Consider the following 13,083-nt stretch of genomic DNA (forward strand, 5'->3'; position numbering starts at 1 on the left):
CAAGTTTTTTAGCCCCGCAGAACGCCCCCGGTCTGCTTGCCGACATTCTCGATGATGCGCTTGGCCAGTGCCTCGAAATCCTCGTCGGTGAGCGTCTTTTCGACCGGCTGGATCGACACTTCGATGGCAATCGATTTTTTGCCCTCGCCCAGCGAAGCGCCTTCGAAAATATCGAAGATCGAGACGGCGGTGATGAGCTTCTTGTCGGCGGCGAGCGCTGCGCGCACCAGCGTGCCGGCCTCGACCGACTTGTCGACGACGAAAGCGAAATCGCGCTTGACCGCCTGGAAGGGCGACAGTTCCAGTTTCGGCTTGGTTTTCGTCGGCTTGGCCTTCGGTTCAGGCACGCCATCGACGAAGACCTCGAAGCCGCACAGCGGGCCGGAAACATCGAGGCCCTCCAGCGTCTTCGGATGGAATTCACCGAAAGTGCCGAGTACGGTTTTCGGGCCGAGCTTGATCGTGCCGGAACGGCCGGGATGATACCAGGCCGGGCCGCCGGCCTCGATCTGCAGCCGGTCGACAGGCGCACCGCAGGCTTCAAGTGCGGCGATCGCATCGGCCTTGGCGTCGAACACGCCGACTGGACCGGAATTGCCGGCCCAGTTGCGGCCGGAACCGTCGAGCTTGGCGGTTCCGCGACGCACGCCGGCGGCGACGCGCCGCTGCTGGTCGGCGCCGTCGCCCTCATAAGTGCCCGACACTTCGAACAGCGCCACGTCGCCAATACCCTTGTCGGCGTTGCGCTGGGCAGCCGCGATCAGCCCCGGCAGCAGCGAGGGCCGCATGTCGGACATATCGGCGGCGATCGGGTTGGCAAGCTTCAGCGCGGTCTGGCCGCCGCCGAACAGCTCGGCATGCTTGGCCGGAATGAACGACCAGGTAACGGCTTCCATCATGCCGCGCACGGCAAGCGCGCGCTTGGCCGTGCGGGTACGGACCTGCAGCGTGGTGAGGATCTTTGCATTGACCGCGTCATGCGCACCGAGCGGCTGCGGTGCGATGTTGTCGACACCGTGGATGCGCATGACCTCCTCGACCAGGTCTGCCTTGCCATCGACGTCGGGGCGCCAGGACGGCACGGCGACATCGACGACATCGCCCGAGCCCTCCGGCTTGAAGCCGAGGCGCGACAGGATATCGAGGCTTTCCGCGCTGGGAACTTCGATGCCGGTCAGCCGCTTCACTTCCGAAAGCGGGAAGGAAACGATCTTCGGCGTGTGACCGGCATAACCGACGACCTCCATTTCGGTCGGCGTGCCGCCGCAGAAATCGAGCACCAGTTTCGTCGCCAGTTCGACGCCCGGAACCATGAATTCGGGGTCGACGCCGCGCTCGAAACGGTAGCGCGCGTCGGTAATGATGCCGAGCGTGCGGCCGGTGCGCGCCGTGGTGATCGGATCCCAAAGGGCGGATTCGATCAGCACGTCTGAGGTGTTCTCGTCGCAGCCCGAATGCTCGCCGCCCATGACGCCGGCGATCGACTCGACGCCGTTGTCATCTGCGATGACGCACATTTCCGGCGTCAGCGTGTATTCGCGGCCGTCGAGCGCCTGCACCTTTTCACCATCGCGCGCGCGGCGCACGACGAGATTGCCGGCAACCTTGCTGGCGTCGAACACATGCAGCGGGCGGCCGCGGTCGAAGGTGACGTAGTTGGTGATGTCGACCAGTGCGCTGATGGGTCTCAGCCCAATGGCGATCAGCCGCTGCTGCAGCCATTTTGGCGAGGCTCCATTCTTGACGCCCTTGACCAAGTTGAGCGCGAAGCCGGGGCAAAGCTCCGGCGCTTCGATCGTCACCTTGATCGGACACATGCCATTGCCGACATGCGGCATGATGGCGCCGCCGACGAGGCGGCCAAGCCCGCTCGCCGCCAGATCCCTGGCGATGCCGTAGACGCTGGTGGCATCCGGCCGGTTCGGCGTCAAGTTGATCTCGATGACCGGATCGTCGATGTGCGCATAGGCGGCGAAGCTGGTGCCGACCGGCGCATCCTCAGGCAGGTCGATGATGCCATTGTGTTCGTCGGACAGCTCCAGCTCGCGCTCGGAACACATCATGCCGTGGCTTTCGACGCCCCTGATCTTGCCGACCGTCAGCGTTACGTCGATGCCGGGCACATAGGTGCCGGGCGCGGCAAAGGCGCCGATCAGGCCCGCGCGAGCATTTGGCGCGCCGCAAACGACCTGCACCGGTGGCTTGCCGTCGCCGGTGTCGACGGTCAGCACGCGCAGCCGGTCGGCATCGGGATGCTGAACCGCCGTCAGCACCCTGGCGATGACGAATGGTTTCAGGCTCGACTTGTCGTCGACATGCTCGACTTCGAGACCGATCGAAGTCAGCCGCTCGACGATCTCGTCGAGCGTGGCGTCGGTCTCGAGGTGGTCCTTGAGCCAGGAGAGGGTGAATTTCATGGGACTGTTCCGTCTGGTCTTTTGACGCTTGATTTCAGATGTCTCGGCAGGTCGTCGGACATATGCAGGAAGGCAAGCTGCTCGCCGATATAGGCATGCAGCGTCGGCTGGAAATCGGCCGGCATGTCCATGGCGCCGAGCATGAAGTAGATGTCTTCTTCCAGCCGCTCGTCGACATAGGCGATGGGTGAGCCGCAGGTGCCGCAGAAAGAGCGCGTCACCGGGCCGTTCTCATACATCTTCAGCGCCTTGCCGGTGAACGCGACCTGATCGACTAGGAAGCCGACAAAGGCCGACACCGGCGCGCCGCTGGCCCGCCGGCAATCGCCGCAATGGCAGTAGCTGACGTGATGCGGTTCGGCAGAGGCCTCGAACCGCACGGCGCCGCAGCGGCAGCCGCCGGCATAGGGCGCTGTCATGCGCTCAGGCCTCCGAACAAAGTCGGCATGTCGAGCGGCCGGAAGCCGTAGTGCGACAGCCAGCGCACGTCTGCATCGAAGAAGGCGCGCAGGTCCGGCATGCCGTATTTCAGCATGGCGATGCGGTCGATGCCCATGCCCCAGGCAAAACCCTGGTATTCGTCCGGATCGAGACCGCCATGGCGCAGCACATTGGGATGCACCATGCCACAGCCGAGGATCTCCATCCAATCGGAGCCTTCGCCGAAGCGCACTTCGCCGGGCCGCGAGCGATCGCACTGGATGTCAACCTCGAGGCTTGGCTCGGTGAACGGGAAGAAGGACGGCCGGAAGCGCATCTTGACCTGCGGCACCTCGAAGAAGGCCTTGCAGAACTCCTCCAGCACCCATTTCATGTTGGCGACGTTGGCCGTCTTGTCGATCACCAGCCCCTCGACCTGATGGAACATCGGCGAGTGGGTGGCGTCCGAATCCTGCCGGTACGTCTTGCCAGGAATGACGATGCGGATCGGCGGCTTCTTCGTTTCCATGGTGCGGATCTGCACCGGCGAAGTGTGCGTGCGCAAAAGCTTGCGCTCGCCCTTCTCGTCCGGCTGGAAGAAGAAGGTGTCGTGCATCTCGCGCGCCGGATGGCCTTCGGGGAAATTCAGCGCGGTGAAATTGTAATAGTCGGTCTCGATGTCGGGACCTTCCGCGATGGAAAACCCGAGGTCGCCGAAGATCGCGGCAATCTCGTCGATGACCTGGCTGATCGGATGGATACGGCCGCGCTCGGCCGGCGACTGCCGCACCGGCAGCGTCACGTCGACCTTTTCGGCGGCGAGGCGGGCGGTGATCGCCACATCCTTGAGCTCAGCCTTGCGGGCAGTCAGCGCGTCGGTGACGCGGTTCTTGAGGCCGTTGATGGCTGGGCCTTTGATCTGGCGCTCCTCGGCGGTCATGGCGCCAAGTGTCTTCAGCATCTCGGACACGCTGCCCTTCTTACCGAAAGCAGCGATGCGCACGGCCTCGATGGCCGGCTCATCGGCGGCCGAGGCGATCTCGGCCAGAAGTGAGTTTTCAAGCGTATCCAGGCCAGTGGTTGCGTCGTTCACGGTCAAACTCGCTGCGTTGGGAGGTCGGCCTCAAAGTGAAAGTCACTTCTAAAGTGAAATCACTCCAAGGATCAGGCAAAAGAAAAACCCGCGCCAGCCGTGCCAGCGCGGGTTCCCCAAATCAGAATTGCGAATGCTTGGGAAGCGCTGGTCTTAGGCGACAGCGCTTTCAAAAGCGTTCGGCGTGGTGTTCTTCAGATATTCGAGCGCCACCTTGGCCTTGGCGACCAGGGCCGCGAAAGCCTGCGGCTCGTGGATGGCCATGTCCGACAGGATCTTGCGATCGATCTCGATGCCCGACTTGTTGAGGCCGTCGATGAAGCGGCCATAGGTCAGGCCATGCTCGTGGGTCGCGGCGTTGATACGCTGGATCCACAGCGCGCGGAAGGAGCGCTTGCGGTTCTTGCGGTCGCGGTAAGCGTATTGCAGCGACTTTTCCACCGCCTGCTTGGCGATGCGGATGGTGTTCTTGCGGCGGCCGTAGAAGCCTTTCGCGGCTTTCAGGACCTTCTTGTGCTTGGCGTGCGAAGTGACGCCTCTTTTTACGCGTGCCATGTCATGATCTCCTTAAAAGCAATTCCAAGAAAAGTGCCTTGCGGTTTTCCGTTCGGAATTGCGTAAAACAAATGCGTGTCCGGACCGAATGCCTTAGAGGCCGTTCGGCAGAAAATTCTTGATGACCTTCTTGCCATCCGGTTCAGCCAGAACCATCGTGCCGCGGGCATTTCGAATGAACTTGTTGGAACGCTTGATCATGCCGTGACGCTTGCCGGCCGCAGCCGACAGGACTTTACCCGTACCTGTGATCTTGAACCGCTTCTTGGCGGCCGATTTGGTCTTCATCTTGGGCATTTTGCTACTCCGTATTGTTGGCGCACTATCGCGCTTCTTGTTCGCTTCAGGCCGACCAAAGCCCGAAAAGCAAATGAAACCGCCACGGCATGCCCTGCCGGGCGGTTTTCTTGAACGGCGGTGCTATACGTCAAAGACGGCCCGCGCGCAACACCTGTGGAGATGCGGCGCTGTGTCCTCGTCAGGGCAGCGTGAACCAGACCGGCAACATGCCTGACAGCTGGGCGCCGTCGATCAATTCGAAGGCCGGCAGCGCGATCAGAAACACCAGGCCGTCGAGCAGCGTGGTCAACAGCAGGCGCGGCTTGAAGTTTCCGGTATCGCCCTCCTGGTAGAGCGACAATTTTGGGAAGAAGCGCGGCACCCGCGCCAGATAGGCCTGATACGGCGCGCCGAGCGCTTCCTTGAGGAACTTCTCCTCGCGCAGGATGACGATATGGAACGCCCCCGCGCACAAAAGCCCGAAGAGGATGATACCGGAGAACGAACCGATCTGCGCGCCGACACCGGCTGCGGCTACGGTCGAGAACACATAGAGCGGGTTGCGGGTGATCGAGTAAGGCCCGCCAGTCACCACCTCGGACGATTTGCGCCCGCCTATGTAGAGTGTCGCCCAAAGGCGGCCCACGATGCCGAGGAAAATCAGCAGCACGCCGAACATTTCGATCGTCTCGTGCACGGCTGTGTCGGGCGGAAACGTCGATTGGCCAAATAGCAATGCTGCAAACAGCACGACCACGAGAACGGCAAGCACTATCCGGCGCATATGCTGGTAATTGCCCAGCCCGTGTTTGAAGTCCACGTCCGAAACCTTGACTTCATCGACCATAGTGAATCCGATCGTCAGGAATTTTGCCGGCGATCGCAGCGTCTGAACAAGAAGAAGGCGTCCCGCCGATCGCCGGGACGCCTTGCGATGTGATTCAGGCGGATTTAAGCGCGATGGCCAAGCCTGACGTCATCGTGATCCTAGATACGCGCCGATGCAGATCTTAGCGCGGCGACAGCACCATCATCATCTGGCGGCCTTCGAGCTTCGGTTCCGCTTCGACCTTGGCAATCGTCGCCACTTCCTCGCGGACCTTGTTCAGAAGCTGCATGCCGAGTTCCATATGCGCCATCTCGCGGCCACGGAAGCGCAGCGTCAGCTTGACCTTGTCGCCTTCCTCGAAGAAGCGGCGAACCGCCTTCATCTTGGTCTCGTAGTCATGGCTGTCGATGTTCGGGCGCATCTTGATCTCCTTGATCTCGATGACCTTCTGGTTCTTGCGCGCCTCGGCCGCCTTCTTCTGGTTGGCGTATTTCAACTTGCCGAGATCAAGGATCTTGACGACGGGGGGCACCGCGTTGGGCGATATCTCGACGAGATCGAGCCCGGCCTCTTCGGCCAGCAGCAATGCGTCGTTGATGGAAACATCGCCGCGGTTCTGGCCTTCGGCGTCGATAAGCTGGACCCGGGGAACCCGGATGTCACGGTTGGAGCGCGGGCCATCCTTGGTCGGCGCCGCTGCTTTGAAAGGTCTGCGAATGGTCGTGGTCTCCTTGGCCGTTTCGTTCAGGATTTGTCAGTGTTGATGCATGGACGCGCCAATGTGGTGAGCGCGCGGGCGGAGTCAATAGCACAGCATTGACAGAAAATCACCCTGATCGCTGTCCTGCACCAAACAAAGAACATAGTGAGCACTTTTCGCCACGCCACCGACCGTGCCACAAGAATCCCGCGCCAGAAGAGGGCCTGAGGAAAAAGCCATGACCGCAACGCCCCCCGTCTTTATGGATGTCGATGGATCGCGCATCGCGGTGCGCCATACTGCTGGCTCTACGCCCGGCATCGTCTGGCTCGGCGGCTACAAGTCGGACATGCTGGGCGCGAAGGCGCAGACGCTGTCGGACTGGGCGGCAAAAGAAGGCCGCGCCTTTCTGCGCCACGATTATTCCGGCCATGGCGAATCCGGCGGCGCCTTTGCCGACGGCACGATTTCGACATGGCTTGCACAAAGCCTTGCCGTGTTCCGGCATTTCACCAAGGGCAAACAGATCCTGGTCGGCTCCTCGATGGGCGCCTGGATCGCGCTGCGCATGGTGCAGGAATTGCGCAAGGCTGATGACAGCAACGTCGCCGGCCTGGTGCTGCTGGCGCCGGCACCGGATTTTACCGCTGAACTGATCGAACCGGTGCTGACCAAGGCGCAGAAGCGCGATCTCGCCAAAAAAGGTTTCTTCGAAGAGCCGTCGGACTATTCCACGGAACCCTACATCTACACACGCGCCCTGATCGAGGACGGGCGCGACAACCTGACAATGACAGGCCCGATCGACACCCATTGCCCGGTGCATATCCTGCAGGGCCTGGCCGATGCGGATGTGCCGGCAAGCCATGCACTGAAGCTGGTCAGCCTGCTGCCCGCCGACGACGTGACCCTGTCGCTGATCCCTGACGGCGACCATCGCCTGTCGCGACCGCAGGATCTCGACATGCTGGTGCGGGCCGTCGATGCAATGGCGCAGAGGGGAAACTGATGCGCCTTTCCATTCCGATATCCGCCTTCGTCGCGGCGATCGTCGGCTTCGGCGGCACGCTGGCCATCGTCATCGCCGCCGCCAACGCAGTCGGCGCGACGCAGATCGAGACGGCAAGCTGGGTGACGACGATCTGCCTGGCCATGGCGATCGAGAGCCTGTGGCTGTCATGGCGCACGAAAATGCCAGTCATCACCGCCTGGTCGACGCCGGGCCTGGCGCTGATCGCGGCATCGAGCGGCTTTTCGATGGGTGAGGCCGTCGCCGCCTTCATCGTCACCGGCGTCCTTCTGATCGCCACCGGGCTGTTTCGGCCCCTGACGAAGCTGATCTCGAGAATACCGCCTTCCGTCGCCTCGGGCATGCTGGCCGGCATCGTCGTCACCTTCGCGCTCAATGCGGTGAAGACCATTCCCATCGACCCGTGGCTGATCCTGCCGCTGATTGCAGCCTTCTTCGTCATCCGGCTGTTCAACCCGGCGCTATCGGTGCTGGCGGTGCTGATCGGCGGTGGCCTCGCCGCTTTCCTCACCGGCCGTGTCGGCGGCCTGCCGACACCGGAACTGTCGACGCTGACGCTGATTGCGCCTGATTTCACCGCCAAGGCGGTGATCGGGCTGGCACTGCCGCTCTATCTCGTCACCATGGCTTCGCAGAACCTGTCCGGCCTCGCCGTGCTGCGCGCCGCCGGCTACCATCCGGAGCCCGGCCCGCTGATCGGCGTCACCGGCCTGTTTTCGCTGCTGTCGGCGCCGTTCGGCGGCTCGACCACCAATCTGGCGGCGATCTCGGCGGCGATCTGCACCGGGCCGGACGTCCACCCCGACCCCGCCGAGCGCTGGAAGACCGGGCCGTTCTATGCGCTCGCCTATCTCATCTTTGCGATTTTCGGCGCTTCGCTGGTGGCGATCTTCGCGGTGCTGCCACAGAGCCTGATCGTACTGGTGGCGGGTCTGGCGCTGATGGCGTCGCTCGCCAACGCGCTTTCTATCGCGCTGAAGGAAGAGGCGGATCGCATGGCCGCCACCGTCACCTTTGTCGTCACCGCTTCGGGTCTGACGCTGTTCGGCGTTGGCGCCGCATTCTGGGGCCTGATTGCCGGGCTGGTCGTGCTTTTCCTCGATATGATCAAAAAGCGATAAACATTTCAGATGCTTGTCCGGATTTGGCGGACATTGTCTTGAATCGCCGTTTTTCTCTTCCCATTTCGATTCCACGCAGCCGGGTTTGGCTGTCTCCAACCGAAGGAATGGGAGAAAATGAACACATCCGCATTGATCCGTCCGGCCTGGACGCCGGCAACCATCGCGTTGATGGTTGTGGGTTTCATGGTGTTCTGGCCACTCGGCTTCGCCATGCTCGCCTACATCATCTGGGGCGACCGCCTCGATGGCTTCAAGCGTGACGTCAACCGCGCGACCGACGGCATCTTCGCCGGTTGCCGCCGCGGTTCCGACAAGGCCGCGCGCTGGGGCAATGGTTCCGCCCGCACCGGCAACGTCGCTTTCGACGACTGGCGCGAAAAGGAACTTGAGCGGCTGAACGAAGAACGCCGCAAGCTCGACGAGATGCTGACCCAGTTCGACGAGTATGCCCGCGAATTGCGCCGCGCCAAGGACCAGGACGAGTTCGACCGGTTCATGGCCAACCGCAACAAGTCGACGGCTCCGACGAAGACCGATCCGGGCACTGGAACGACGACCACCAAGCGTGGCAAGGGTTCGAACCTGCTTGACGACTGAGATCCGGCGACTGGTTACGTAAAAAAACGGCGTCGCGCGAGCGGCGCCGTTTCTTTTTTGTTCTAGTCGTTTTTCTCGAATCGCGTATCGTCCCGCCATGACTCTCGGCTTCTTTCGCAATCTGACAAAGCCCAAGCCCACGCCTGTCGTGGAGCGCGAATATTGCGTCGCCGGCCGCACGCTGCCGCTCAAGATCGTCGAGAGCGCCAGGGCGCGCCGAATGACGCTGCGTATCGATTCAGGCGGCCAGGGTCTGCGCATCACCGTGCCGCCAGGCCTGCGCCGCGGCGAAGTGGACAGGTTCCTCGAGCGGCATCAGGACTGGCTGGAGCAGCGACTGGCCAAGGTGCCGACGCGGCCGCAGGTGCGGCCCGGCATCAGGATCCCGGTGCGCGGCGTGCCGCACCGCATCGTCCATGAACCGTCAAAGCGCGGCACCGTCACCGTGTCGCGCGACGAACGTGGTCCGCTCTTGATCGTGCATGGCGACCGCATACATCTGCCGCGCCGCCTCGCCGATTTCCTCAAGCGCGAGGCCAAGAAGGAAATCGAGAAGCTGGTGGCCAAGCACACCGAGGCGCTTGGCAAGCGCGCCAAGGCGATCCGCTTCAAGGACACGTCAAGCCGCTGGGGGTCATGCACCTCCGAAGGCAATCTGTCCTTTTCCTGGCGCATCATGATGGCGCCGTCGCCGGTCATCAACTATCTCGTCGCGCATGAAGTGGCGCATCTCAAAGAGATGAACCACGGCCCGAAATTCTGGAAACTGTGCGAAAAGCTCTGCCCCGACACCGATCGCTGCAAGGACTGGCTGAAGCGCAATGGCGGTGCGCTGCAGGCGATCATGTTCGAGTAGATCGCTCAATCGTCGTTGGCGGCGTTCAAGTCTTCGGGCCGCAACCCCTCATCGCCATGATGCGGCCACGGCAGGAAATTGCCGTCGAACTCATCGCCGCCGAAATAGTCGAGCGCGCGGTGCGCCTCGGCGCCATTGAAGGCGGCCTTGTCGATCAGGTGCGCGATGACCTCGCGCGCCTGCGCAATCTTCTGCCTGAGTTCGGCTACGGTTCTGTCGGCCATGATCGTGCTCCCGCCTTGCGTCCTGTCCATCCATAGGTAGCGCCTTTGGCCGTGCCGGCAAACAGCATGCTTTTTCTCGACTCTTATCGCTTTTCATGCCAATTCCCGCGCCATGGCACTCGACATCAAGATCTGCGGCTTGAAGACCGACCGGGCAATGGCCGCGGCGCTGGCCGGCGGCGCCAGCCATGTCGGGTTTATCTTCTTCGCCAAAAGCCCGCGCTATGTCGAACCTGCCGAAGCTGGCCGTCTGCGCGAGGCCGCGCGCGGCAAGGCGATGGCGGTTGCCGTCACCGTCGATGCCGGCGACGCCTTCCTGGATGAAATCGTTGCCAAAATGCAGCCCGACATGCTGCAGCTGCACGGCGCGGAAACGCCCGAGCGCGTCGCCGAGGTCAAAGCCCGCTATGGCCTGCCCGTGATGAAGGCGCTGCCGCTCAGCGAGGCCGCCGATCTCGAACGAATGAAGCCATTCATCGGCATAGCCGACCGGTTCCTGTTCGACGCCAAGCCGCCGAAAGGCTCCGAACTGCCGGGCGGCAATGGTGTTGCCTTCGACTGGCGCATTCTCGCCGGCCTTGACGGCGGCGTCGATTACATGCTTTCCGGTGGGCTCAACGCCGCCAATATCGGCGATGCCCTTCGGCTTGCCAACCCGCCTGGGATCGACATTTCTTCAGGCGTGGAAAGCGCGCCGGGCGTCAAGGATCCGGCGCTGATCGAACAGTTTTTCCGGGCCGTCAGGGCCGCGCGGAACACCCGCGCAGCCTAGTGGTGCCTCAAACCAGAGCATGTCCCGGAAAAGCGGGAACCGGTTTTCCGACAAGGACATGCCTCATAGTCAAGATGCCAGGAGATCGGCGATGAACAAGCCGGCGACACCCAATTCCTTCCGCACCGGGCCCGACGAACAGGGCATGTTCGGCATTTTCGGCGGTCGTTTCGTTGCCGAAACGCTAATGCCGCTGATCCTCGATCTGGAGCGGCACTGGAACGAGGTCAAGAACGATGCGGATTTCAGGGCTGAGCTGACTGACCTGTCGACCCACTATGCCGGACGGCCGTCGAAGCTTTATTTCGCCGAAGGCCTCACGAAGCATCTTCGTGAGGTTTCCTCGGCCAGGGGCCTCGCGGGCGGCGCGAAGGTCTACTTCAAACGCGAGGATTTGAACCACACCGGTTCGCACAAGATCAACAACTGCCTCGGCCAGATCCTGCTGGCCAAGCGCATGGGCAAGAAGCGCATCATCGCCGAGACCGGCGCCGGCCAGCACGGCGTGGCCTCGGCCACGGTTGCGGCCCGCTTCGGCTTTCCCTGCGTCGTCTACATGGGCGCCACAGACGTTGCCCGGCAAAGCCCGAACGTCTTCCGCATGAAGCTGCTCGGCGCCGAAGTGCGCCCGGTGACCGCCGGCCACGGCACGCTGAAGGACGCCATGAACGAGGCGTTGCGCGACTGGGTGACCAATGTCGAGGACACTTATTACCTGATCGGCACCGCCGCCGGCCCGCACCCCTATCCGGAGCTGGTGCGCGACTTCCAGTCGGTGATCGGCATCGAGGCGCGGGCACAGATCCTCGAGCAGGAAGGCCGGCTGCCCGACACCATCATCGCCGCTGTCGGCGGTGGCTCGAACGCCATCGGCCTGTTCCATCCCTTCCTAGACGACAAGGAGGTCCGCATCATCGGCATCGAAGCCGGCGGTCGCGGTCTCGACGGCATCGAGCATTGCGCCTCGATGAATGCCGGCGCGCCCGGCGTGCTGCATGGCAACCGCACCTATCTCCTGCAGAACGCCGACGGCCAGATCATGGACGGCCATTCGATCTCGGCCGGCCTCGACTATCCCGGCGTCGGGCCGGAGCATTCCTGGCTGCGCGATTCAGGCCGGGTCGAATACGTGCCGATCCTCGATGACGAGGCGCTGGAGGCTTTCAAGCTGACGACGCGCGTCGAAGGCATCATCCCGGCGCTGGAATCGGCGCATGCCATCGCGCATGCGGTGAAGATCGTGCCTGCCATGGACAAGGATCAGATCGTCATCGTCAACCTGTCCGGCCGTGGCGACAAAGACGTGCACACGGTGGCTTCGATGCTGGGCATGGAGATCTGATCATGGCCACCCGCATCGACCGCCGCATGGCGAAGCTCAGGAACGAAGGCCGCCCGGCGCTCGTCACCTATTTCATGGGCGGCGACCCCGACTACGACACCTCTTTGTCGATCATGAGGGCGTTGCCGGGCGCAGGTTCCGATATTATCGAGCTCGGCATGCCGTTCTCCGATCCGATGGCCGACGGCCCGGCGATCCAGGCGGCGGGCTTGCGGGCGCTGAAAGGCGGCCAGACGCTGGCCAAGACGCTGAAGATGGCGGCCGACTTCCGCGCTGGCGACAATGAAACGCCGATCGTGCTGATGGGCTACTACAATCCGATCTACATCTATGGCGTCGACCGCTTCCTCAAGGACGCGATCGCCAGCGGCATCGACGGGCTGATTGTCGTCGACCTGCCCCCGGAGATGGATGAGGAACTGTGCATTCCGGCATTGAAAGCCGGCATCAACTTCATCCGGCTGGCGACGCCGACCACCGACGACAAACGCCTGCCCAAGGTGCTGCAGAACACGTCGGGCTTCGTCTATTACGTGTCGATGACCGGCATCACCGGCTCGGCGCTGGCCGACACCGGCAAGGTGGCGGCGGCGGTCAAGCGCATCAAGGGCCACACCGACCTGCCGGTCTGCGTCGGCTTCGGCGTCAAGACCGCCGAGCAGGCCCGGGTGATCGGCGCCAATGCCGACGGCGTCGTCGTCGGCACCGCGATCGTCAATGCGGTGGCCAATGTGCTGGGGCCGAAGGGCGAGAAGACCGCCGATCCGGCCGAGGCCGTCGCCACGCTGGTCAGCGGGCTTGCGCAAGGCGTGCGCTCGGCCCGCCTTGCTGCTGCCGAATAGTTT

15 protein-coding genes are annotated in these 13,083 nt (G+C 62.9%); 7 read left to right on the forward strand and 8 right to left on the reverse strand.

All coding sequences use genetic code 11. The features are described from left to right. Positions 1-8 precede the first annotated feature (8 nt). The 7 genes from pheT to infC form a co-directional block, all read right to left on the reverse strand. Complete coding sequence (pheT, locus tag RPF88_RS20725) at positions 9-2,417, reverse strand: phenylalanine--tRNA ligase subunit beta (RefSeq protein WP_337123117.1); 2,409 nt, start codon at positions 2,415-2,417, stop codon at positions 9-11. Then, complete coding sequence (locus RPF88_RS20730) at positions 2,414-2,836, reverse strand: GFA family protein (protein ID WP_013528308.1); 423 nt, start codon at positions 2,834-2,836, stop codon at positions 2,414-2,416. Before RPF88_RS20730 ends, pheT begins: the two co-directional genes overlap by 4 nt. Next, complete coding sequence (pheS, locus tag RPF88_RS20735) at positions 2,833-3,930, reverse strand: phenylalanine--tRNA ligase subunit alpha (RefSeq protein WP_013528309.1); 1,098 nt, start codon at positions 3,928-3,930, stop codon at positions 2,833-2,835. Before pheS ends, RPF88_RS20730 begins: the two co-directional genes overlap by 4 nt. 153 nt (positions 3,931-4,083) lie before the next feature. Further along, on the reverse strand, positions 4,084-4,485 hold the full coding sequence (gene rplT, locus RPF88_RS20740; RefSeq protein ID WP_013528310.1) for a 50S ribosomal protein L20: 402 nt from the start codon (positions 4,483-4,485) through the stop codon (positions 4,084-4,086). 93 nt (positions 4,486-4,578) lie between these two features. Beyond that, complete coding sequence (gene rpmI / locus RPF88_RS20745) at positions 4,579-4,782, reverse strand: 50S ribosomal protein L35 (protein WP_006201248.1); 204 nt, start codon at positions 4,780-4,782, stop codon at positions 4,579-4,581. Between the two features lie 181 nt (positions 4,783-4,963). Next, complete coding sequence (locus RPF88_RS20750; protein WP_013528311.1) at positions 4,964-5,611, reverse strand: methyltransferase family protein; 648 nt, start codon at positions 5,609-5,611, stop codon at positions 4,964-4,966. Positions 5,612-5,774: 163 nt separating this feature from the next. Then, positions 5,775-6,311, reverse strand: coding sequence for a translation initiation factor IF-3 (gene infC / locus RPF88_RS20755; RefSeq protein ID WP_013528312.1), 537 nt, complete (start codon positions 6,309-6,311; stop codon positions 5,775-5,777). A 220-nt stretch (positions 6,312-6,531) separates the two neighbouring features. On the opposite strand from infC, the gene RPF88_RS20760 reads away from it, so the two are divergent. The 4 genes from RPF88_RS20760 to RPF88_RS20775 all read left to right on the forward strand — a co-directional run bounded on the left by RPF88_RS20760 (position 6,532) and on the right by RPF88_RS20775 (position 9,900). Further along, complete coding sequence (locus RPF88_RS20760; RefSeq protein WP_337123118.1) at positions 6,532-7,302, forward strand: alpha/beta hydrolase; 771 nt, start codon at positions 6,532-6,534, stop codon at positions 7,300-7,302. Then, entirely contained in the window at positions 7,302-8,444 is a 1,143-nt protein-coding gene (locus tag RPF88_RS20765; RefSeq protein ID WP_013528314.1) for a benzoate/H(+) symporter BenE family transporter, read from the forward strand. Before RPF88_RS20760 ends, RPF88_RS20765 begins: the two co-directional genes overlap by 1 nt. A 117-nt stretch (positions 8,445-8,561) precedes the next feature. Beyond that, the gene (locus RPF88_RS20770; protein ID WP_013528315.1) at positions 8,562-9,044 is read left to right on the forward strand and encodes a DUF2852 domain-containing protein; all 483 of its coding nucleotides are present in this window, start codon (positions 8,562-8,564) and stop codon (positions 9,042-9,044) included. A gap of 97 nt (positions 9,045-9,141) precedes the next feature. Then, positions 9,142-9,900: a M48 family metallopeptidase gene (locus RPF88_RS20775; protein WP_013528316.1), complete on the forward strand. Its 759-nt coding sequence runs from the start codon at positions 9,142-9,144 to the stop codon at positions 9,898-9,900. A 5-nt stretch (positions 9,901-9,905) separates the two neighbouring features. On the opposite strand, the gene RPF88_RS20780 is transcribed toward RPF88_RS20775, so the two are convergent. Next, positions 9,906-10,124: a hypothetical protein gene (locus RPF88_RS20780; protein ID WP_013528317.1), complete on the reverse strand. Its 219-nt coding sequence runs from the start codon at positions 10,122-10,124 to the stop codon at positions 9,906-9,908. A gap of 112 nt (positions 10,125-10,236) precedes the next feature. Between RPF88_RS20780 and RPF88_RS20785 the strand changes: the two genes are divergently transcribed. The 3 genes from RPF88_RS20785 to trpA all read left to right on the forward strand — a co-directional run bounded on the left by RPF88_RS20785 (position 10,237) and on the right by trpA (position 13,080). Then, positions 10,237-10,896, forward strand: coding sequence for a phosphoribosylanthranilate isomerase (locus RPF88_RS20785; protein ID WP_337123119.1), 660 nt, complete (start codon positions 10,237-10,239; stop codon positions 10,894-10,896). A 91-nt stretch (positions 10,897-10,987) separates the two neighbouring features. After that, the gene (gene trpB / locus RPF88_RS20790; protein ID WP_027161021.1) at positions 10,988-12,238 is read left to right on the forward strand and encodes a tryptophan synthase subunit beta; all 1,251 of its coding nucleotides are present in this window, start codon (positions 10,988-10,990) and stop codon (positions 12,236-12,238) included. Between the two features lie 2 nt (positions 12,239-12,240). Beyond that, complete coding sequence (gene trpA / locus RPF88_RS20795) at positions 12,241-13,080, forward strand: tryptophan synthase subunit alpha (protein WP_337123120.1); 840 nt, start codon at positions 12,241-12,243, stop codon at positions 13,078-13,080. Positions 13,081-13,083: the final 3 nt, after the last annotated feature.

This window comes from Mesorhizobium sp. ISC11, assembly GCF_037162595.1.
GTDB classification, from domain to species: domain Bacteria; phylum Pseudomonadota; class Alphaproteobacteria; order Rhizobiales; family Rhizobiaceae; genus Mesorhizobium; species Mesorhizobium ciceri.

Excerpts from the sequence above, each read along its gene's own strand:
- rplT (WP_013528310.1), bottom strand. The coding sequence starts at position 4,485 with ATGGCACGCGTAAAAAGAGGCGTCACTTCGCACGCCAAGCACAAGAAG.
- RPF88_RS20780 (WP_013528317.1), bottom strand. The coding sequence starts at position 10,124 with ATGGCCGACAGAACCGTAGCCGAACTCAGGCAGAAGATTGCGCAGGCG.
- pheT (WP_337123117.1), bottom strand. The coding sequence starts at position 2,417 with ATGAAATTCACCCTCTCCTGGCTCAAGGACCACCTCGAGACCGACGCC.
- RPF88_RS20765 (WP_013528314.1), top strand. The coding sequence starts at position 7,302 with ATGCGCCTTTCCATTCCGATATCCGCCTTCGTCGCGGCGATCGTCGGC.
- RPF88_RS20760 (WP_337123118.1), top strand. The coding sequence starts at position 6,532 with ATGACCGCAACGCCCCCCGTCTTTATGGATGTCGATGGATCGCGCATC.
- RPF88_RS20785 (WP_337123119.1), top strand. The coding sequence starts at position 10,237 with ATGGCACTCGACATCAAGATCTGCGGCTTGAAGACCGACCGGGCAATG.
- trpB (WP_027161021.1), top strand. The coding sequence starts at position 10,988 with ATGAACAAGCCGGCGACACCCAATTCCTTCCGCACCGGGCCCGACGAA.
- rpmI (WP_006201248.1), bottom strand. The coding sequence starts at position 4,782 with ATGCCCAAGATGAAGACCAAATCGGCCGCCAAGAAGCGGTTCAAGATC.
- trpA (WP_337123120.1), top strand. The coding sequence starts at position 12,241 with ATGGCCACCCGCATCGACCGCCGCATGGCGAAGCTCAGGAACGAAGGC.
- RPF88_RS20770 (WP_013528315.1), top strand. The coding sequence starts at position 8,562 with ATGAACACATCCGCATTGATCCGTCCGGCCTGGACGCCGGCAACCATC.
- RPF88_RS20775 (WP_013528316.1), top strand. The coding sequence starts at position 9,142 with ATGACTCTCGGCTTCTTTCGCAATCTGACAAAGCCCAAGCCCACGCCT.
- RPF88_RS20730 (WP_013528308.1), bottom strand. The coding sequence starts at position 2,836 with ATGACAGCGCCCTATGCCGGCGGCTGCCGCTGCGGCGCCGTGCGGTTC.
- RPF88_RS20750 (WP_013528311.1), bottom strand. The coding sequence starts at position 5,611 with ATGGTCGATGAAGTCAAGGTTTCGGACGTGGACTTCAAACACGGGCTG.